We start from the raw sequence: 19,700 nt of genomic DNA, 5'->3' as shown, positions 1-19,700 counted from the left end.
GTTGTGCGCGGGCCGGTGCCTTGCTCCCCCCCGCCCCGCGAAACTCCGCCCGTTCATTCGGGCGAGCGGGGGCGGAGCACGATCGCGGAGGCGATTGACACGTGGCCTTAACAGGGTTTGGACCGCCCGGCCCGCTGCCGTCGAGCGATGAATCGATCAAGTGAATGATCGCAGGGGTTCAAATCGGCGTGTCGTTTTCCCGGGCGCGATGCCATATGGGCGTAGAACGAGACCCTGTGATGTCGATGGAGGTTCTGGTGCTTCGGCTTTGGATGAGAAACCCGATTGAGAATCACCGCCGGAAACCGTCCAGCCGATTCCCAAGGCACAGGCGATCCCAGATCCGTCCGTTCATGACCGCTGTGGCCGTCGCGGCGGGGTTGGCGGTAACGGCAGCCATGACCGTCCCGGCTGCGGCGACCACGCAACCTCCGAGGTTCGTCTATGTGGCCAACACGCAGTCGGACACCGTGTCGGTGATCAACACATTGACCAACACGGTCGCCGCCACCATCCCCGTCGGCCGCGCCCCTCTCGAGATAGCGATCTCTCCCAACGGCGCCCGCGCCTATGTGACGAACCAGGGATCGGTCACCGTGTCGGTGATCAACACTTCGACCAACACGGTCACCGCCACCATCCCCGTCGACGACTACCCGCTGGGGATCGCGGTCTCCCCTCGCGGCACCCGTGTCTACGTGACCAACACGCAGTCGGACATCGTTTCGGTGATCAACACATTGACCAACAAGGTCACCGCCACCATCCCCGTCGGCCACCACCCCTTCAGGATCGGGATCACCCCCAACGGCCTCCGTGCCTACGTGACCAACCAGGACTCGGACACCGTGTCGGTGATCAACACATTGACCAACAAGGTCACCGCCACCATCCCCGTCGGCCACCACCCCTTCGGGATCGGGATCACCCCCAACGGCGCCCACGTCTACGTGACCAACCAGGACTCGAACATCGTTTCGGTGATCAACACATTGACCAACAAGGTCACCACCATCCCCGTCGACCGGAGCCCCTTCAGGATCGCGATCACCCCCAACGGCCTCCGCGCCTACGTGACCAACCTGACCTCGAACACCGTGTCGGTGATCAACACCATGACAGGCGAGCTCACCGCCACCATCCCCGTCGGCCAGAGCCCCTTCGGGATCTCGATCGCCCCCGGCGGCACCCACGCCTATGTGAGCAACCTGAGCTCGGATTCCGTGTCGGTGATCAACACCACGACCAACACGGTCATCGCCACCATCCCCGTCGGCGACGGGCCTTTTGGGGTCGCAGCCGGAAACGCCGTCCACCGGGGTGGTGTCCCGACCATGACTCGCGAGTGAGAAGAAGTATCCGCACCGCTCGAACTCGCACCGGTCTCGGAACCGGACCGGCTCGCCGATCGCCTGCCTGCGAACCCCTGACGGACCCACGATCACCCGGCGCCGTCGATCCCGGCACACGAGTCGTCGGAGCGAGCACCGGGTAACGAACTTCGCGGTCGGTGGCTACGGCGTCAACGGTGCTCAGAGCTCCGTATCCCGGCCCTGTGCCGAACCCGCGTCACGGTTCGCGGGCGACCTCGGTGAGAATACGGAGGTGATAGACACGCGGCGGCTCAGGACCCTGCGTGCGGTGGCCGACCACCGCACGGTCACCGCGGCCGCCGCCGCGCTGCACCTCACCCCCTCGGCGGTCTCCCAGCAGCTCGCCGCCCTGGAGCACGAGGTCGGCCACCGGCTGTTCGACCGCGACGGCCGGGGCGTGCGGCTCACCGCCGTCGGGCGCATCCTCCTCGACCACGCCAACGAGATCCTCGCCCAGCTGGAACGGACGGAAGCCGACATCGCCGCCTACACGGCCGGTACGGCGGGCGAGGTGAAGGTGGCCTCCTTCGCCACCGCGATCGGGCTCGTCGTGGCTCCCGCGATCGGCACCCTGCGGGGCAAGGAGCCGGGCATCCGGGTGCGCGTCCTGGACGCCGAGGGCGACCAGAGCCTCACCATGGTCCTGGACGGCGCGGTGGACGCGGCCGTGGCCGTGGAGTATCGCGGAGCCCCCGCCGAGGACGACCGGCGGCTGTCGCGCATCCCGCTCTACTCCGAGCCGTTCGACCTGGTGCTCCCCCGGGGCCACCGCCTCTCCGGGAGCGAGGTGACGGTCGCGGACCTGTCGGGCGAGACGTGGATCGGCCCCTACCCCGGCAATCCCTGCCACGACGTGATCGCGCTGGCCTGCGAGCACGCGGGTTTCACCCCCGAGTTCGCCCACTCCTCCGACGACTTCAGCGCGGTGGTCGCGCTCGCCGCCGCCGGGGCCGGGGTGGCGATGGTGCCACGGCTCGCCCTGCGCGGCACCGACCCGTCCGGCGTGGTGATCCGCCCGGTGCCCGGCCCGGAACGCCGCGTCTTCACCGCCGTACGCCGGGGCGCGGAACGGCACCCCCTGCTCATCCCGCTGCTGAACGCCCTCCAGGACGCCGCGACCACCCTGGACCGGCCCTCTCCGTCCTGACGACCGCTCCATCGGCCGGGACGGGCGACCGGTGTCGGTGACCCTGAGGCTCAGGACTCCCGGCGAGTGCCCGAAACGGCACGTCATCCGTTGAACGGATCCTCCGGATCAGGAGTGTGTGCAGCTCACAGGCGATTACCTTCCACCGGCCACGGGTTTCGGACAGGCTACTGAGGCACAAACAGTGAGACCTGAAGTTTTCATACGAACCATTGACGGCGGATGAACGCCACACCTACATTGAACCATCGGATCGCTGAGCGATCCGATGGTTCATTGCAGGCGATGAACACCGCACCGTGACATGTCTCTCCCCACGACTCGGAGAGTGGACCGGCATGACGGCCATGAAAACCCCCTCCACAGCAACCACCACCCCGGAGCCCCCTCCACAGCGGGAGGTCGCGATCACGAGCACAGCCCTGGCGAGAACAACGGCCCTGAGATCCCGGCTCACAGGCGGGGTGGTCGGCCTTGCCGTCCTGGCCTTCCTCGCCTCCCTCTGGGAGGGCTACAAGGCGCTGGGCCAGGCGACAGGCGACCGACTGCTCGGAATACCGTTCCCGGTCGCGACCGACGATCTGTCCATGCCACACCTCGGCACGATCCTGGGCGCGCTGGTGGAACCCGCCCGCCGTGGGAACCCGACCAGCCTGGGCGTCTACCTGCTCGGGGAAACCTCCGTGACGCTGCGCGAGGCCGCCTACGGCCTGGTGGCCGGATCGCTCCTCGGACTGGCGCTCGCCATCGTCTTCCTCCACATCCCGCCGGTCTCGCGTGGCCTCATGCCGTGGCTGGTCGCCTCGCAGACCATTCCGCTGGTCGCCATCGCCCCGATGATCGTCATCTGGGGCGGCAAGGCAGGGCTGCCTCCGTGGGTCGCGGTCACCGGCATCGCGGCGTACCTGGCTTTCTTTCCCGTGACGATCAACGCGTTGCGAGGGCTCAAGTCACCGCCGAAGGTGCAGACGGAGTTCATGCGCAGCGTGGGTGCCGGGAGGCTCCAGTTCCTGCTCTGGCTCCGCATGCCCGCGGCGCTGCCGTACCTCTTCGCGGGGCTACGACTCGCCGCCACCGCCAGTGTCGTCGGCGCCATCGTGGGTGAGTTGTCGGCGGGCACGGGACGAGGAATCGGCCGAGCCATCCTCACCTTCGCCTACTACTACTCGAACGGCCCCGAGAAGCTGTACGCCGCCGTCCTTGTCGCGGCCGTCGCGGGGATCGTGTTCGTCCAGCTCCTCAGCTGGATCGAGCGATTCGCCCTCCGCAACCGGCACAGCCGATGACCGCCATCTCTCTTCCGATCCCTGGAGAGCCCACGATGCCTGAATCCGCAATCATCAGTGTCAGCGGTGTCACGAAGGAGTTCAACAGCGGGACGGACCGTTCCGTGACGGCGCTGACGGACATCGACCTGTCCATCGCCGAAGGCGAGTTCGTGTCGCTGCTGGGTCCGAGCGGCTGCGGGAAGAGCACGCTCCTGCGGATCATGGCGGACCTCACCCAACCCACCGGCGGTTCGGTGAGTTTGAACGGCAAAGCCCCCGGCGCCGCACGGCGAGACCGTGACTACGGGATGGTCTTCCAGCAGGCCGGCCTGTTCGACTGGCGAAACGTCCAGCGCAACGTGGAGTTGCCGCTCCAGGTCGCCGGTGTGGCCAAGGAGACCCGGCGGGCCAAGGCCACGTCCATGCTCGAACTCGTCCGCCTGTCCGAGTTCGCCCACCACTTCCCGTGGCAGCTCTCCGGCGGCATGCAGCAGCGCGTGGCGATCGCCAGGGCGCTGTCCGCGGACCCGAAGATCCTTTTCATGGACGAACCGCTCGGCGCACTCGACGAGATGAACCGGGAGCGCCTTCAGGGTGAGCTTCTGCGGATCTGGTCCGACACGAGGACGACCGTCGTCTTCGTGACGCACAGCATCTCGGAGGCCGTGTTCCTGTCGTCGCGGATCGTGGTGATGTCCTCTCGCCCCGGGCGGATCGCCACCAGCATCGACGTCGATCTGCCGTACCCGCGTTCCGCCGCCACCCGGACGACACCCGAGTACTTCAAGAAGGTCACCGAGGTCAGGTCCGCTCTGCACGGCACGTCGGCCGCCCAGGACGCGCCGTGAGCGTCCGTACCGAAAGCCGTACCGAAAGCAGGCGTTCGATGCCGATCACCGCCGGACGGGCCGGGACGGCTGCCAGGCGAGGACTGCCGGTCCTGGCCGCCGCGGTCGTCATCCTGGGCACCTGGCAGCTCGCGGTGCGGCTGTTCCAGGTCCCGTCGTTCATCCTGCCCGCGCCGAGTGAAATCGCCTCGGCACTGGCATCGGAGTTCCCGACGATCCTCTCCGCCTCGAACGTCACCGTCAGGGCGGTCCTGCTCGGCCTCGTTCTCGGGTCCGTCGCCGGCATCCTCGTGGCGCTGGTGGTCAGCCGCTTCCACAAGGTGGCGGGCCCGGTCCTGGCGATGGCCGTGATCGTCAACTGCGCTCCCATCGTCGCGCTGGCGCCGATCTTCAACAACTGGTTCGGCGTGACCAACCTCGCCTCCAAGGCCGGCGTCGCAGCGGTCATGGTGTTCTTTCCGGTCCTGGTCAACACGGCCAGGGGCCTGCTCCAGATCTCACCGCTGCACCTGGAGCTCATGGAGTCGCTGGCGGCACAACCGCGACAGATCTCCCTGATGTTGCGACTCCCCAACGCGTTGCCCTATCTCTTCAACGCGCTCAAGCTCGGGTCCACCCTGGCCGTCATCGGCGTCATCGTGACCGAGTACTTCGGTGGTCCGAGCAATGCGCTCGGGGTGTACATCGCCTATCAGGCAGCCCTGCCGCGCTTCGCCGAAGCATGGGCAGGGATCTTCGTAGCCAGCCTGCTCGGGCTCACGACGTTCGGGCTGATCTCGCTGCTGGAGCGGCTTCTGATGCCCTGGCACGAGTCGATTCACAGCGACGAGACGTGATCTCCGGTCATTTCCCCCCACGATTACTTCCTTGAAGGAGCCACAATGTTCCGCTCCCTTCGGCGCCTCCCGCGCCCACGGGTCAATCGCCGCGCCGTCGGCGCCGTGGTGGTCGCCGCCACGCTCTCCCTGTCCGCCTGTGGCATGTCGGAGGACACCACGGCCTCCGGGTCCGGCGCGGAGGACACCACCTCGTGTCAGACGCGAACCCCGGTCAGGCTCGTCCTCCAGTGGGTGGCGCAGTCGCAGTTCGCCGGCTACTACGCCGCCAAGGAGAAGGGCTACTACGACGCCGAGTGTCTCGATGTGACCATCCAGGAGGGTGGCGTCAACATCGTGCCGCAGCAGGTGCTGTCGGCGGGCAACGCGGAGTTCGCGGTCAGCCACGTCACCAAGACGATGGCCACCCGGGAGCAGGGGGCCGACCTCGTCAACATCGGCCAGGTGTTCCAGCGCGGCGCGTACCTGCAGGTCGCCTGGGCGGACTCGGGCATCAAGCAGCTCGCGGACCTCAAGGGCAAGAAGGTCGGCAGCTGGGGGTTCGGCAACGAGCTGGTGCTGTTCGCGGCGATGAAGGGCGCCGGCGTCGACCCGGCCAAGGACGTCACCGTCGTACAGCAGCCGTTCGACATGTCACTGCTGCTGAAGCGTGAGGTCGACGCGGCCCAGGCCAAGATCTACAACGAGTACGCCCAGCTTCTGGAGACCGTCAACCCCGAGACCGGCGCGCTGTACAAGCCGGAGGACTTCTCGGCCATCAGCCTTCAGGACGCGGGATACACGAGCCTTGAGGACGGTATCTACGCGCGTGGCGACTGGCTGGCCGAGGACGCCAACAAGGACGTCGCCGTGAAGTTCCTCAAGGCGACGTACAAGGGCTGGGGCTTCTGCCGGGACGACCTGGCCGGCTGTGTCGAGATCGTCCTCAACAACGGCAGCGCGCTCGGCCAGGGTCACCAGACGTGGATGCTGAACGAGGTCAACAAGCTCGTGTGGCCTTCACCCGACGGCGTCGGGACCGTCGACCAGAAGGCGTGGGACCAGACGATCAAGATCGCGATCGACGCCAAGGTGCTCAAGGCCGACCCCGGTGAGGGCGCCTTCCGCAGGGACCTCACCGAGAAGGCGAACCAGGAACTCAAGGCGGAGGGATTCGACATCACCGGCGAGGGCTACAAGCCGGAGACCGTGGAACTCACCGCCGGGGGCAAGTAGCAGATGATGTTCGTGCGTTATGCGGCATAAGTCGGTGTAAGGCACGGACAACACCCGGCGAGCCTGCCACGATGATGGCCGCAACCGTCGATCACATCACCTCAACGGAGGAGACAATGGCACCCAGCGAAGCGGGACTCGTCCGCCGGACTATCTGGCTGCTTCGTGCCGTGGCCGCCCACCCGGAGGGTGTCGGGCTCAGCGAGGTCGCCAGGGAGGCCGGCATCCCCAAGGCGACGTGCTACCGCGTGCTCACCGTCCTCGAACGGGAGAGCTGGCTGACACTCGATCCGGACACCCGCCGTTATCGGGTCTCACTCGGCCTCCTCTCGATCGTCGGAGGACTGCTGGACCGCGACGGCGCTTACGGCCACATGCGCGGCGTCCTGCGGCAACTCGCCGAGGAGACCAAGGAGACCTCCGGGTTCGACGTGCTCCTGCCACCCAACGTCATGGTCGTCGCACAGGTCGCCGGGCCCTCGCTGATCGGGCAGACGCTCAAACCCGTCCCGCGGACCCAGCCCGTGTGGGCGACCTCGACCGGCAAGGTTCTGCTCGCCGCCCTCGATCCGGAGGCGGTGCGGACGGATTTCGCGGCCGAGTTCTCGGAGAAGGCCCCCGAGGAGCTGGGCGGTCTGGACGCGTTCATCGAGTCGCTGGACTCGGTCCGCCGCAACGGCTTCGCCCTCGCCTACGACGAGCTCGAAGTCGGCGCGGCGTCCGTGGCCGCGCCGGTACGGGTCAGGGACTCGACGCCCTACGCGGTGTGGATCGGCGGCCCCACCTATCGCATCACGCGTGACCGCATCGATTCGGTGGCGGAATCGGTGATCGAGGCCGCTCGAAGGCTGAGTGAACTGCTGAGCGTCACGGACATCGTCCTGCCGAGTTCCCTGACCGGGGGCCAGGCCACCAACTGATCGGCGCCAAGGAGGCGCGACGAGGAGTTCGCCCATGACATCTCTTACCGACACGATCGCCGCGGCCGAAGGCATCGCCGGCAGTGTGCAGAAAGGCGGGTTCGTCGGCGGGGTCAATCAGTCCGGTCCGGGGCGTGAGGGCCGCCGGGCCGGGATGGCCGAGTATCCCGAGGTCGAGTACATGTCCGTCAGGGCGCCGTGGTGACCGGGTTCATCCTGGCGGGCGTGCAGTTACGCCCGCGCATCGGTGACGTCGCCGGCAACATCGAGCGATCGTCGAAGTGGATCACGAAGGCGGCCGAGGCCGGTGCGCGGCTCGTCGTCCTTCCCGAGGCGTCCTCCGCGGGGTACGTCTTCGCGGACCGCGCCGAGGCCCTTCGGTACGCCGAGGACGTCCCCGAAGGACCGGCCTGCTCGGCCTGGGCCGCACTCGCCAGGAGACACGGTCTCTGGATCGTCGCCGGTGTCACCGAACGCGAGGGCGACCGGGCGTACAACTCGGCCGTGCTGATAGGCCCTGACGGGCACGTCGGAACGTTCCGCAAGGCCCACCTCTGGAACGACGAGAAGGCCATCTACCACCGCAACGAGGCGGGGTTTCCGGTCTTCGACACGCCTCTGGGGCGGATCGGGGTGGGGATCTGCTACGACGCGTGGTTCCCGGAGACCTTCCGCAGCGCGGCTCTCCAGGGCGCCGACCTGATCGTTCTTCCGTCGAACTGGGTCCCCGTGCCGGGCCAGCCGGCCGATGTGCCGGCCATGGCCACCCTCATGTGCATGACCGGTGCGCACAGCAACCAGTCCTACGTCGCGGGCGTGAGCCGGGTGGGTGTCGAGCGCGGTCAGGAGTTCGTCGGGAGATCGGTGATCGTCGGCCCCGACGGCTGGATCGTCGCGGGTCCCGCGAGCGACGACGGCGAAGAGCTGTTGCTCGCCGAGATCGACCTCATCGGGTCGCGAGAGGCCCGGCGCGGCAACCCGTTCAACCAGCCGCTGGCGGACCGCCGCCCCGATCTCTACGTCACCCACGACGCCCGGGATGCCCAGGACGGCCGACGGGACTGATCCCGGCGCCGCGGCCACGAACGGGCGCCCGGTTTCCATCCTCGAATCCCTTGACACAATCCCGGCCGTCCTCAAAAATTGAACCAACGGTTCATCAGATGAACCATAGAAGGAGACGAAGTGAGCATCCAGGTCCGCAAGATCATCAAGCATCTCGAGGAGACCGTGCTCGAGAACGGGCGGCCGGTCGAGCGCCCGCACCGGGTCGCGTTCGTCGGCGCGGTGATCGTCAACCCGTACCCGAGCGAGTACGTCCAGGACCTGGTGACGCTCGCCGACGAGCTGGGCGAGGAGATCGGGCAGCTCGTCGGCCCGGCCTGCGTGGAACTGCTCGGTGACGAGGTGGAGGCGTTCGGCAAGGCCGCGCTCGTCGGCATCGACGGCGAGGTCGAGCACGGCTCGGCGCTGATCCACAACCTCCGGTTCGGCAACGTCTTCCGCAAGGCGGCCGGCGGCACCGAACTCCTGCCCGCCGCCGAGAAGGTCGGCCTCCCCGGCAGCCCGATCGACATCCCGCTCAAGCACAAGCTCGACGCGAAGACCCGCTCGCACCACCAGACGGTGACCTTCCAGGTCGCCGACGTCCCCCGTCCCCGCGAGATCCTCGTGATCTGCGCGGCCGCCAACGCCGGTCGCCCGCTGGCCCGCCTGGCCGCGTTCGGCGCCGAGACGAAGACCCAGTGACACCCGCGGGACGAAGGAAGGCGATCCGATGACCGTCACCGACGCGCAGACATGGACCGGCCAGCGGGTGAAGGAGGCCGACAAGGAGTACGTCATCCACTCCTGGTCGGTCCAGGGCGCGCTCGACCCCATCCCGGTCGCCGGAGGCTCGGGCTCCTGGTTCTGGGACTACGAAGGCCGCAAGTACCTCGACTTCCAGTCGCAACTGGTCAACCTCAACCTCGGACACCAGCACCCGAAGCTGGTCGAGGCCATTCGCAGCCAGGCCGAACAGCTGTGCTACATCGGCCCCGGTTTCGCCGAGCGGTCCCGGGCGGAGCTGGCCGAGATGCTGGCCGGGCTGACGCCCGGTGACCTGAAGATGAGCTTCTTCACCACCGGTGGTGCGGCGGCCAACGAGAACGCCGTGCGCCTCGCCCGTCACGTGACCGGCCGCCAGAAGATCGTGGCCCGGTACCGCTCCTATCACGGGGCGACCGCGGGGGCGATGGCGCTGACCGGGGACCCACGTCGCTGGGCGGCGGAGCCGGGCATGACCGGCGTGGTGCGGATGCTCGATCCGTACACCTACCGCTGCCCCGCGGGCCACCCCGACCCGTGCCCCGTCTGCTCGGGGGGACCGCACCTGGAGGAGATCCTCCAGTACGAGAACCCCGACACCGTGGCCGCCGTGATCGTCGAGCCGGTGACCGGCACGAACGGGCTTCTGTACCCGCCTGACGGATACCTCCGCTCCCTGAGGGAGGTCTGCGACAAGTACGGCATCCTGCTCATCTTCGACGAGGTCATGGCGGGGTTCGGCCGGACGGGCGAATGGTTCGCCTGCGACCACTGGGATGTCACCCCGGACATCCTCACCACCGCGAAGGGGCTCAACTCCGGTTACGTCCCGCTGGGCGCGATGACCGTGTCGGAGAAGATCTCCGACTGGTTGCGGGACAACATGTTCTGGGGCGGTCTCACCTACGCGGGACACCCGCTCGCCTGCGCCTCCGGGGTCGCCTCTCTGCGCATCATGCAGGACGAGGGTGTCGTCGAGAACTCCCGGCTCATGGGCCGGCGGCTCGGCGAAGGGCTCGCGACCCTGGCCGGCAGGCACCCGAGCATCGGTGACATTCGTGGCCGTGGCCTCTTCTACGGAGTGGAACTCGTCAAGGACCGGGCCACGCGCGAACCGCTCGTGCCGTTCAACGCCAAGGGGCCCGCGGCCGCACCCGTGAGCCGCGTGCTCAAGGCGGCGATGGAGCGTGGCATGTACCTCACGGCGAACTTCAACGTGCTGCGCCTGACCCCGCCGCTCATCATCCGCGAGCCGGAGATCGACCTGGCTCTCGACGTGCTGGACGAGGTGCTCACGCTGGCCGACGAGCACTACGTCGGCTGATCAGACCGACCGTCCAGCTGGTGTGACCGGCCGTTCAGGAGGGGAAACGATGGGATCGACACTCATCAAAGGCGGTACCGTCGTCAACGCCGACGCCGCGATCCGAGCCGATGTCCTGGTGCGTGACGGTCTCGTCGTCGCACTCGGGCTCGGCGACGACTGGTCGGCCGACGAGGTCGTCGACGCGACCGGGAAGCTCGTTCTCCCCGGCGGTATCGACGTGCACACGCATCTGGAATATCCGATCGACGGCTTCACGACCCGAACGGCGGACGACTTCCACAGCGGCACGATCGCGGCCGCGCACGGCGGGACGACGACGGTCATCGACTTCGTGAAGAAGGAGCCCGACAAATCCCTCTTCGACTCATACATGCGTCGCCGGGATGTGGCCGCCGACAAGGCCGTCGTCGACTTCGGGCTGCACGCCATCGTGCCACCGCGCGACCAGCAGGAGAACGTGCTGGACGACCTGCGCCGCCTGGCCGGGGAAGGCGCGTCGAGCTGGAAGTTCTTCATGGCCTACCCCGGCACGCAGATGGTCGACGACGGCCAGCTGCTCGAAGGCCTCGAACTCGCGGTCGAGTACGGCGTGCTGCCGATGGTGCATGCCGAGAACGGCCACATGGTGGCCCGAGAGACCCGATTGCTGATCGAGAGTGGACGCACCGCCGAGAACTACCACGCCACGGCGCACGGCCACGAGTCGGAAGCCGAAGCGGTGCATCGGGCGATCGTCCTGGCGGACTCCGTCGGCAGTCCCGTCTACGTGGTGCACGTCTCCAGCGCGGCGGCCGCGGCGGAGATCGGCCAGGCGCGGAGCCGGGGCTCACTGGTGTGGGGAGAGACGTGCCCGCAGTATCTCGCGGTCGCGTACGAGGACTACGCCGAACTCGGTGAGAAGGCCGCCGCGTACATCTGCTCGCCGCCGATCCGGGAGCGCGGCAACCAGGAGGGCCTGTGGCAGGCGCTCACCACGGGGGCGCTGTCGACGGTGGCCACCGACCACGCGGGTTTCTGCCTGGAGCAGCCCAACGACCTCCCTCCGCAGAAACTGCGCAGCCCCGGCTATTTCCCGAAGGTTCCCAACGGGGTTCCGGGAGTCGAGGACCGGCTCATGGTCGTCTGGGAGACGGGAGTCAAGACGGGCCGGATCGACATGTGCAGGTTCGTCGACCTCATGGCGACGCGTCCGGCCAAGCTGTTCGGGCTCTTCCCGCACAAGGGTCTGGTGGCCGTGGGCGCCGACGCCGACCTCCTCGTGTGGGACACCGCGGCGGACCACGTCATCACCACGGCCGGTTCGCACATGCGCACGGACTACAACCTCTACGACGGCATGCGGGTGACCGGACGACCGGTCCACGTGTTCTCCCGCGGCCATCACCTCGTCAACGACGGAGCCTTCGACGGGAAACCCGGTCGCGGATCCTTCCTGACCCGGGGCAAGCCCCACCTCTTCTGACCCCGACTGATCGGAGTTCTCCGGATATGAAACTTCCCCTCGGCATCCACGTCGGCGAGAGGCTGAGCCTCGAACAGACCTACTGGCAGGCCGAATTCGCGGATCGGAACGGATTCGAGTCGGTCTGGGTGGCCGAAGGCCGCCTGGCCAGGGACGGAATCGTGCCCGCGGCCATCATCGCGAGCAGGACCTCCAACCTGAAGATCGGCACGGGCGTCGTCAACAACAAGAGCCGCAACGCGGCGCTGATGGCGGTGACCTTCAAGACCCTGGACGAGGTGGCTCCGGGTCGCGCGATCCTCGGCATCGGCGCCTGGTGGGAGCCGCTCGCCACGAAGGTCGGCCAGCCGCTCGTGAAGCCGCTCGCCTCGATGCGCGAGTACATCGCCGTCTGCCAGGCGTTCTTCCGCAACGAACTCGTCTCCTTCGAAGGCGAGTTCGTGCAGATGCGCGACGTGCGATTCGACAGCATGTACCGCGAGAACAAGCCGGTCGACATCCCCATCTACATCGGCGCGGTCGGGCCGAAGATGCTGGAGCTCGCCGGAGAGATCAGCGACGGCGTCCACATGGACTTCCTCCTGCCGCCGTCCTATCTGACCGGCGCCAAAGAGGCGATCGGCCGGGGCGTCGCCAAGCGCACCGACGGTCGCGCGGGGATCGACCTGACCCAGATCGTGGCATGCAGCGTCAACGACGACGACCCGCAGGAGGCCATCGACGCGTGCAAGGCGTTCCTCACCCTCTACCTCATGCAGCAGCCGCACATCGCCGAGCACTGTGGCGTGGAGCGCGAACTGGTCGACCGGCTGCAGGAGGTGGCGGGATGGCCCGCGACCCCCGAGGACATCAAGCGCGCGATGCCTCTCGTCTCGAACTCGCTGGTGCAGAGCGTCACCGCGTGCGGGTCCACGTCGCAGGCATTCGACAAGCTCATGTCGTACCACGAGGCCGGCGTCAGATGCCCGATCATCTCCACGCTCGGCGACAAGGAGCGGACGCTCACCAGCCTTGCCATGGCCGCGAAGGACTGAACGATGGATCACCACTCTCCCCGGACGACCATCGCCATCGTGGGCGGGACGGGACCTCAGGGCCGCGGCCTCGGATACCGGCTGGCCCGTGCCGGACACCAGGTCATCCTGGGATCACGTGACGGAGACCGGGCCGCGCAGGCGGCCGCCGACCTGTCGGAGCTTCCCGCCGTGGAAACGACCGTCCGCGGAGACACCAACGCGTCGGCGGCCGCCGACGCGGAGGTCGTCATCCTCGCCGTACCGTACAAGGGGCACGCGGACCTGGTCGGCGGTCTGGCCGCCGACCTCGACGGCAAGCTGCTGATCAGCTGTGTCAATCCCCTCGGCTTCGACCGGCACGGCCCGTACGGACTGGACGTACCGGACGGCAGCGCCGCGGAGGAGGCGGCGCGGATCGTACCCGGCACCACGGTCGTCGGCGCGTTCCACCATCTCTCGGCGCCGCTCCTCCTCGATCCCGGCGCGGACCTGTCCCACGAGGACGTGCTGGTGTGCGGTGACGACGCGGAGGCCAAAACGCGCGTGATGGCACTGGCCGTCGAGGTGACCGGCGGCCGGGGAGTCGACGCCGGCCGTCTGCGAACGGCGCGCCAACTGGAGCCGCTCACCGCCGTGCTCATCTCCGTGAACAAGCGTTATCGCACGCGGTCCGGCATAGCGGTGACCGGAATGCCGCAGCCCACTCCCGAGAAGGTGATCGTATGAAGCTCGCCGCGGTTCAGCTCCGCGCCACGGACGACCGGACGGAGACCATCGGCAGGGCCGGCGATCTCCTGGACGCCGCCGCCGATCAGGGCGCCGGCATCGTCCTTCTTCCCGAGCTGTTCGCCGTCCCGTTCGTGCAGCCTGACCCGGACCCGGATTACTTCGAGCTGGCCGAGCGTCTCGACGGCCCGTCGAACACGATGGCGGCCGACCGATCCCGTCGGCACGGGATCACGGTGGTCTCTTCGATATTCGAAGCCGGTGATGTTCCCGGCGTGTATTTCAACGCCGCCTGCACGTACGTCGCGGGCGAGCTGAAGTCGGTCTATCGAAAGTCCCACCTGCCGTTCTCCAACGGATTCCCGGAGAAGTTCTATTTCCGGCCGGGGGGCACCGAGCCCGAGGTCGTGCAGACGGGTGAGACCGGGGTCGGCACGATCATCTGTTACGAGAGGCACTTCCCCGAGCTGAGCAGGATCGTCGCCCTTCGAGGCGGTTCGGTGCTGTGCGTGCCGGTCGCGTCCGCGAGCGCGCCCATGCGTGAGGTCTTCCAGCTCGAACTGAGGGCACACGCCGTGTTCAACGGGCTCTTCGTGATCTGCGCCAACCGGGTGGGCAGCGAAGGCGTCAAGGACTACTTCGGGATGAGCGCCGTCTACGGCCCCGACGGCGACATTCTCGCCCAGGCGAGTGACGACGGCGACGACGTCGCGGTCGCCGAGGTCGACCTGGAGCTGATCGCGAGTTCGCGCCGTCGCCGCCCGTTCCTCAGGGACCGGCGCCCGGAGTTGTACGACCGGTTGACGGCGATGTGACACCACCCGGAAAAACCCCGCCCGGAAAAACCCGCACGCCACGTGCCCGCATGAGATCCCCGACGTTTCCGTCCGAGCCGCGTTCCGGCATCGGGACAAACCCCCGGCGGGTTGCTCCTTCTGCGGAGACAGAGCGCGCGATAACGGCCGCACGCGCGCTGATCGACGCTACCGGCAAACTTCTCGACCACCTCGGACTGTTCTGATTTCGGGGACCGAGAGCGTCTTCGGTATGTACGAGGTGGTGACGTGGCCGTTGTCCTCGCCGTCGGGTTTCCGAGGTGAGGGGAGCTCCTCGTTGTCGTCAACCCACGTTTTCGACAGGAGGGGCAACCGGTGTCGGCGACGGTGCCAGTGATAGCCCATCGCCCCCGCCATCAGGGCGACCGTGGCGATCAGCCCGGCGATCATCGCCTGAAGCACCAAGTCCATATCACCCACCCCCATCCTTAAATTTCTCTATGCGACTTTTCGCGAGAAGGGGGTTTCATGGACGCATCATGGCTTGCTTTCCTTGAAAGCGATTTACCTCACCATGTCATCCCGATTCCCCCTCCCGACCCACATAGCTCGCACACCCCATGCGCCCCGGATGGGCACATCGGGAGGGTTCGGCTGTTCGACGCTTCCGATGGGTCGCCCCGCTCGTTCCCGCGGGGCATCGAGGTGCGTCCGCGTCTTCGCGGCGCGGGTCGGCTGGCTATCATCGCGAAGTGACGGACGACGCTCTTCATGATCACGCCATCGACGCCTTCATCGCGGCGGCCAACACCGCTGACCACGCCCAGCGGGCCACGCTGCTGAGCCGCGCCCTCGCCGCCGACGTCGTCTTCTGGGGGCCGTTGGGCCGGGGCGTCGGACGCAAGGCGGTCGAGGACTTCATCACCGAGGTGGTGCAGGGACACCCGTCCGGCCCCTGCCGGATGGTCCGTACGACCCGGGTGGACGCACCGGACGAGTGGGCGCGTTTCGGGTGGCGTTACGAGGACGCCTCGGGCCGAAGCCTGCTGACCGGGATGGACGTGGTGCACGTCACCGCCGAGGGCGACATCGACGAAATAGTGATCTTCGCCGACTCCCCGGAATGACCTCCGGCTCACCCGAGTGCCGGACGCGCTCTGACACACCCGCGCCGGGTGCCCGCCGTCTTCGTGAGGTCGATATTCGGTATGACCGAAGACACATTCGGCTGTACCGAAGCGTCGCGGCGTCCCTCGTCCCCACGCGGTGATATCCGCTGATCGTCGCGAGGCCCCCGGCGGAGGCTCCAACGGGGGAGGTGGAGCCGGGGCGGCACAGGTCGCGGGTTCCTGGGGACGGGCCCGCGTGCCACTACCCGCCGGGGGCGGTTCAGGGTCCCGACCGCTGCCGGGCCTCCGTTCAGGCGGAGGCGGGCGGTCCGGGAAGGAGATCATCCGGAGCGGACGAGGCTGCCGGGACCGACGGATCTGACAGCTCGGAGAGGTTCTCATCGGGGAGCGGATCCGAGGGAAGCTCGCACCAGACGGTCCGGCCGGGCTGTCGTCCGTGGGAGCGGCAGCCCCAGTTCCCGCCCGAGAGCATGCCGACGATGGCCAGCCCTCGGCCGTTCTCCATCAGCAGCGACACCGGGTCCACCCGAAGGCGGGGTTCCTCGACGCTGAGGCCCGCGTCCACGACCTCGACGCGCAGCAAGCCACCGTACGCCAGCAGCCGCAGGATCAGCGGGTCGTCATCACCGGCCCCGGCCTGCCCGCTCACCCCGCGCCGAGCGTGCCGGACGGCGTTGGTCACCAGCTCGGACACGGCCAGCCGCGCGTTCTCGTAGGCCGGATGCCCCTCCCCCAGCCATTTACGAACCTCCTCCCGTGCCCTCGAAGCGGCTTCGACATTACCGAGCAGAAGTATTTCGCTAAACGTCTCCGGTTCCATGGGATTGCGCCTTCCGACCGAATTGAACCGACCCGTTCTCACGTGAGCCGTCGGCTGACATCCCGCGACAGCATCGGCCCGACGGGAAAACGGTCCCAAACACCGAGGCGCGAAGGAAGCAGATCCGCGCTTATCAGGGGTTCACAGTTCGAGAAGTAGGTTCACAAAACTGTGAACCCAAGAAAATCCCGTCCCCATTCCCTCTTCAATGGAAATGCAGGAGAATCCCCAAGAGGCAGCGAGAGGAGAGTGAAATGAGCGTCATCCCGGAGCCCGATCCAGAGCTGGAGCCCACACCCGAGACAGAGTCGGAGTCGGAGTTCGATACGGATTACCATGAATCCACGCGCGTTCAATTCGGCAGAGAGCTACGGAAATACCGGCTTTTGTCGAGATTTACCCAGAGGCAGCTCTGCCTCGCGGTCCCCCTCGCCGTGAGCCAGCTGAGCATGCTGGAGAACGGCCACCGTGCCCCCACCTGGAAGCTGGCCCGTCAGCTCGACGAGGCCCTCAACCTGGGCACGACGCTCGCCGACCTCCTGGACCACCTGGACCGCACGGCCACCCAGGTCCCCCACTGGTTCCGCCCCTGGCTGGAGTTCGAGCCCCTCTCGACCTCCCAGCGCATCTGGGAACCCCTGATGGTGCCCGGCCTCCTCCAGACGGAGCAGTACGCGGAAGCCATCCTCAGCCGCAGCCCCGGCGTCACTCCCGAGCAGGTGAAGCAGAACGTCGCGGACCGGATGGGCAGAAAGAGCATTCTGCACCGACCCGATCCCCCGATGCTCTGGGTCATCCTGGACGAGGGCATCCTGCACCGTCCCGTCGCCGATCCCGAGGTGATGAGGGGACAGTTCCACCATCTTCTGGAGATGTCGGAGAGCCGATGGCTCTCTCTGCAGGTGCTCCCCCACAGCGCGCGCAACGTGCTCGGCCTGCTGGGCGGCTTCACCATCGCCGACATGCCGAAAAACGCACCGCCCGTGGCATACATCGATTCCCAGAGCACCGGGGACCGGACGAGCGAGCGGGCCGAAGAGATAAAAAGGCTAGAATTCCTATATGACCTGATCCGTGCGGACGCCCTATCCCGGAGCGATTCACGCGACAAGATCAAGGAGGCGATCCAGCGATGGACGACCTGACCCAACAGCTTCACACCGCTCACTGGCGCAAATCCACCCTCTCCGGCCACGACGCGAGCAACTGCGTGGAAATCGCCGACCTCTCCCACGGCCACCGAGGCATCCGCGACAGCAAAAACCCCACCGCCCCCGCCCTCATCCTCACCCCCACCGCATGGAACACCTTCATCACCAGCGTGAAGAACGGCCACTTCGACTGACCACCCAAGGAAACGCCACAGCAATGGACATCCCCGCCCAGGAGCTCCACAGCGTCCACTGGCGTAAATCCACCCTCTCAGGTGGAGACGGAAGCAACTGCGTCGAGATCGCCGACCTCTCCCACAGCCACCGAGGCATCCGCGACAGCAAAAACCCCACCGCCCCCGCCCTCATCCTCACCCCCACCGCATGGAACACCTTCATCACCGGCGTGAAGAACGGCCACTTCGACTGACCACCCAAGGAAACGCCACAGCGACGACCTCTTTTCGTCCCGCTGAGGACCGCTCCCCGTTCACTGCATGATCGGAAAGCCAGGCGTTCGCCTGATGAAGCAAGAGGGCTCCTGGTAGACGGGTCCATCACCGTCACGACCAGGAGCTCTGGGTGCTGCCCTACCGTGCCACGGTCGTTTCGTCGCCTGTTCACAGGAGGTTTCGTGAAGGTCAGCGTCGTCATTCCCGCCTTCAACGTGCGGAACAAGTTACGCCTGTTGCTGTACACCCTCGCGCACAGCGTGCTCGATCCGGGAGACTCCTTCGAGATCGTCGTCGCCGACGACGGCTCCACCGACGGTACCGGCGAGATGGTCGCCGAGCTGGCAGGCCGTGACAACCTGACCTACCTCTACCTTCCGCGCACCGACAGGTCGAGCCGGGCGGCCGCCCGTAACGCGGGCATCGCCAAGGCCGACGGGGAACTCATCGTCATGGTCGACGCCGACACGGTGGTCGGGCCGACCTATCTCGCCGAACACGTCCGTTACCACCGGCTCAGGAATGATCTCGTGGTGATCGGCCCCCGCCCGGACCTCGGAGACGGAGACTTCGACGAGGAGCGCCTCAGCCGCGAATTCACCTTCGACGCCATGCCCGCCGTCGCCTGGGGTGATCCGCGCGAGCGGGTGTTGGCCGAATTCTCGGGCAACATGAACCGGCTCGCCATCTGCTGGCATCTCCTGTTCACCTGCAACGCCTCGGTACGCGTCGAGCACCTACGCCGGCTCGGTGGTTTCGACGAGGCGTTTCTCGGCTGGGGACTTGAGGACACCGACCTGGGATATCGGCTGCGGCAGGCGGGACTGGCCTTCGCCTTCAACGTCTCGGCCGTGGCCTACCACCAGCGGCGCCGGGAGATAGACGCCGCGATGTACGGCGACTGGGTCCGCAATCTCGCCTACATGATGGCCAAGCATCAGGCGCCGGAAGTGGCGATCCAGTCGATCGTCGGCCCAGCGATGAACCCCACTGACCGGCGGATCGGCTGGGTCGAGGCGATGCGCTGCTTCGAGGTCGCCGCGCGGGCCCTCGACGGCCGGCTACCGGTGTCCACCACCTACCGGCTCGTGGTGGTCGAGGAGGACACGGTCGACGCCGCGACGGCGGAGTTGACGGCCCACGGCGCGACGAGCGATCTTCTCGTCATCGACGAGACCCCCGGCGCCGAACTGGCCGGCCCGGTCCAGTGCGTGGACACCTCCGGCGAACTGCTCTACTTCCACCGGCCGTCGGCGACACAGCGAGCCGAGATCCTCAGCCGCTACCCGGTGGCCGACGGATGAGCTGAACGTCTTTCATCCCGAACCTTGGACGCTCCCGATCCGGGCGAGACCAGGATCGAAATGTCGGTCGGCGCCGCCATGATCTATGGCGAACGGTTCCGACGTCTCGCTGAGGAGTTC

Annotated in this window: 22 protein-coding genes; 20 read left to right on the top strand and 2 right to left on the bottom strand. The window is 67.3% G+C overall.

Going from position 1 to position 19,700, the window contains the following annotated elements; all coding sequences use genetic code 11:
- Positions 1-353: 353 nt before the first annotated feature.
- The 15 genes from AB0B96_RS40220 to AB0B96_RS40150 all read left to right on the top strand — a co-directional run bounded on the left by AB0B96_RS40220 (position 354) and on the right by AB0B96_RS40150 (position 14,762).
- Positions 354-1,349 carry a YncE family protein gene (locus AB0B96_RS40220; protein ID WP_362907516.1) on the top strand — a complete coding sequence of 332 codons (996 nt, stop codon included), beginning with the start codon at positions 354-356 and terminating at the stop codon, positions 1,347-1,349.
- Positions 1,350-1,605: 256 nt separating this feature from the next.
- On the top strand, positions 1,606-2,520 hold the full coding sequence (locus tag AB0B96_RS40215) for a LysR family transcriptional regulator (RefSeq protein ID WP_362907514.1): 915 nt from the start codon (positions 1,606-1,608) through the stop codon (positions 2,518-2,520).
- Positions 2,521-2,858: 338 nt separating this feature from the next.
- Complete coding sequence (locus AB0B96_RS40210; protein WP_362907512.1) at positions 2,859-3,806, top strand: ABC transporter permease subunit; 948 nt, start codon at positions 2,859-2,861, stop codon at positions 3,804-3,806.
- A 35-nt stretch (positions 3,807-3,841) separates the two neighbouring features.
- Entirely contained in the window at positions 3,842-4,636 is a 795-nt protein-coding gene (locus AB0B96_RS40205) for an ABC transporter ATP-binding protein (protein WP_362907510.1), read from the top strand.
- 38 nt (positions 4,637-4,674) lie between these two features.
- A complete protein-coding gene (locus AB0B96_RS40200) occupies positions 4,675-5,472 on the top strand; it encodes an ABC transporter permease (protein WP_362907508.1) in 798 nt (265 codons plus the stop codon).
- A gap of 45 nt (positions 5,473-5,517) precedes the next feature.
- On the top strand, positions 5,518-6,687 hold the full coding sequence (locus AB0B96_RS40195) for an ABC transporter substrate-binding protein (RefSeq protein ID WP_362907506.1): 1,170 nt from the start codon (positions 5,518-5,520) through the stop codon (positions 6,685-6,687).
- A 116-nt stretch (positions 6,688-6,803) separates the two neighbouring features.
- Entirely contained in the window at positions 6,804-7,607 is an 804-nt protein-coding gene (locus tag AB0B96_RS40190) for an IclR family transcriptional regulator (protein ID WP_362907504.1), read from the top strand.
- 34 nt (positions 7,608-7,641) lie between these two features.
- Positions 7,642-7,812: a hypothetical protein gene (locus AB0B96_RS40185; protein ID WP_362907502.1), complete on the top strand. Its 171-nt coding sequence runs from the start codon at positions 7,642-7,644 to the stop codon at positions 7,810-7,812.
- The gene (locus tag AB0B96_RS40180; protein ID WP_362907500.1) at positions 7,809-8,672 is read left to right on the top strand and encodes a nitrilase family protein; all 864 of its coding nucleotides are present in this window, start codon (positions 7,809-7,811) and stop codon (positions 8,670-8,672) included. Before AB0B96_RS40185 ends, AB0B96_RS40180 begins: the two co-directional genes overlap by 4 nt.
- Before the next feature lie 120 nt (positions 8,673-8,792).
- On the top strand, positions 8,793-9,356 hold the full coding sequence (locus tag AB0B96_RS40175) for an amino acid synthesis family protein (protein WP_362907498.1): 564 nt from the start codon (positions 8,793-8,795) through the stop codon (positions 9,354-9,356).
- 28 nt (positions 9,357-9,384) lie between these two features.
- Positions 9,385-10,740, top strand: a complete 1,356-nt coding sequence (locus AB0B96_RS40170) for an aminotransferase class III-fold pyridoxal phosphate-dependent enzyme (protein ID WP_362907496.1) — start codon at positions 9,385-9,387, stop codon at positions 10,738-10,740.
- A 49-nt stretch (positions 10,741-10,789) separates the two neighbouring features.
- A complete protein-coding gene (gene hydA, locus AB0B96_RS40165) occupies positions 10,790-12,205 on the top strand; it encodes a dihydropyrimidinase (protein WP_362907494.1) in 1,416 nt (471 codons plus the stop codon).
- A gap of 26 nt (positions 12,206-12,231) precedes the next feature.
- A complete protein-coding gene (locus tag AB0B96_RS40160) occupies positions 12,232-13,239 on the top strand; it encodes an LLM class flavin-dependent oxidoreductase (RefSeq protein WP_350945739.1) in 1,008 nt (335 codons plus the stop codon).
- Positions 13,240-13,242: 3 nt separating this feature from the next.
- Positions 13,243-13,947, top strand: coding sequence for an NADPH-dependent F420 reductase (gene npdG, locus AB0B96_RS40155; RefSeq protein ID WP_362907491.1), 705 nt, complete (start codon positions 13,243-13,245; stop codon positions 13,945-13,947).
- Positions 13,944-14,762 carry a nitrilase-related carbon-nitrogen hydrolase gene (locus AB0B96_RS40150; protein WP_362907489.1) on the top strand — a complete coding sequence of 273 codons (819 nt, stop codon included), beginning with the start codon at positions 13,944-13,946 and terminating at the stop codon, positions 14,760-14,762. The genes npdG and AB0B96_RS40150 overlap by 4 nt, the downstream gene beginning before the upstream one ends.
- A 168-nt stretch (positions 14,763-14,930) precedes the next feature.
- On the opposite strand, the gene AB0B96_RS40145 is transcribed toward AB0B96_RS40150, so the two are convergent.
- The gene (locus tag AB0B96_RS40145) at positions 14,931-15,203 is read right to left on the bottom strand and encodes a hypothetical protein (protein WP_362907487.1); all 273 of its coding nucleotides are present in this window, start codon (positions 15,201-15,203) and stop codon (positions 14,931-14,933) included.
- Positions 15,204-15,475: 272 nt separating this feature from the next.
- On the opposite strand from AB0B96_RS40145, the gene AB0B96_RS40140 reads away from it, so the two are divergent.
- Complete coding sequence (locus tag AB0B96_RS40140; RefSeq protein WP_362907485.1) at positions 15,476-15,850, top strand: nuclear transport factor 2 family protein; 375 nt, start codon at positions 15,476-15,478, stop codon at positions 15,848-15,850.
- Between the two features lie 292 nt (positions 15,851-16,142).
- Here the strand turns inward: AB0B96_RS40140 and AB0B96_RS40135 are convergent, their stop codons facing one another.
- Positions 16,143-16,673: an ATP-binding protein gene (locus tag AB0B96_RS40135; RefSeq protein WP_362907483.1), complete on the bottom strand. Its 531-nt coding sequence runs from the start codon at positions 16,671-16,673 to the stop codon at positions 16,143-16,145.
- Between the two features lie 254 nt (positions 16,674-16,927).
- Here AB0B96_RS40135 and AB0B96_RS40130 point away from each other — a divergent pair, with 254 nt between their 5' ends.
- The 4 genes from AB0B96_RS40130 (at position 16,928) to AB0B96_RS40115 (ending at position 19,580) form a co-directional block, all read left to right on the top strand.
- Positions 16,928-17,818, top strand: a complete 891-nt coding sequence (locus tag AB0B96_RS40130; RefSeq protein WP_362907481.1) for a helix-turn-helix transcriptional regulator — start codon at positions 16,928-16,930, stop codon at positions 17,816-17,818.
- Positions 17,806-18,018: a DUF397 domain-containing protein gene (locus tag AB0B96_RS40125; protein WP_362907479.1), complete on the top strand. Its 213-nt coding sequence runs from the start codon at positions 17,806-17,808 to the stop codon at positions 18,016-18,018. The genes AB0B96_RS40130 and AB0B96_RS40125 overlap by 13 nt, the downstream gene beginning before the upstream one ends.
- A 23-nt stretch (positions 18,019-18,041) precedes the next feature.
- The gene (locus AB0B96_RS40120; protein WP_362907477.1) at positions 18,042-18,254 is read left to right on the top strand and encodes a DUF397 domain-containing protein; all 213 of its coding nucleotides are present in this window, start codon (positions 18,042-18,044) and stop codon (positions 18,252-18,254) included.
- A gap of 204 nt (positions 18,255-18,458) precedes the next feature.
- Positions 18,459-19,580, top strand: coding sequence for a glycosyltransferase (locus tag AB0B96_RS40115; protein ID WP_362907475.1), 1,122 nt, complete (start codon positions 18,459-18,461; stop codon positions 19,578-19,580).
- The last annotated feature ends 120 nt before the right edge of the window (positions 19,581-19,700 follow it).

Origin of the sequence: Streptosporangium sp. NPDC049046, assembly GCF_040649155.1 — a bacterium.
GTDB lineage: Bacteria > Actinomycetota > Actinomycetes > Streptosporangiales > Streptosporangiaceae > Streptosporangium.
This window is presented reverse-complemented; position numbering and strand designations above follow the sequence as displayed.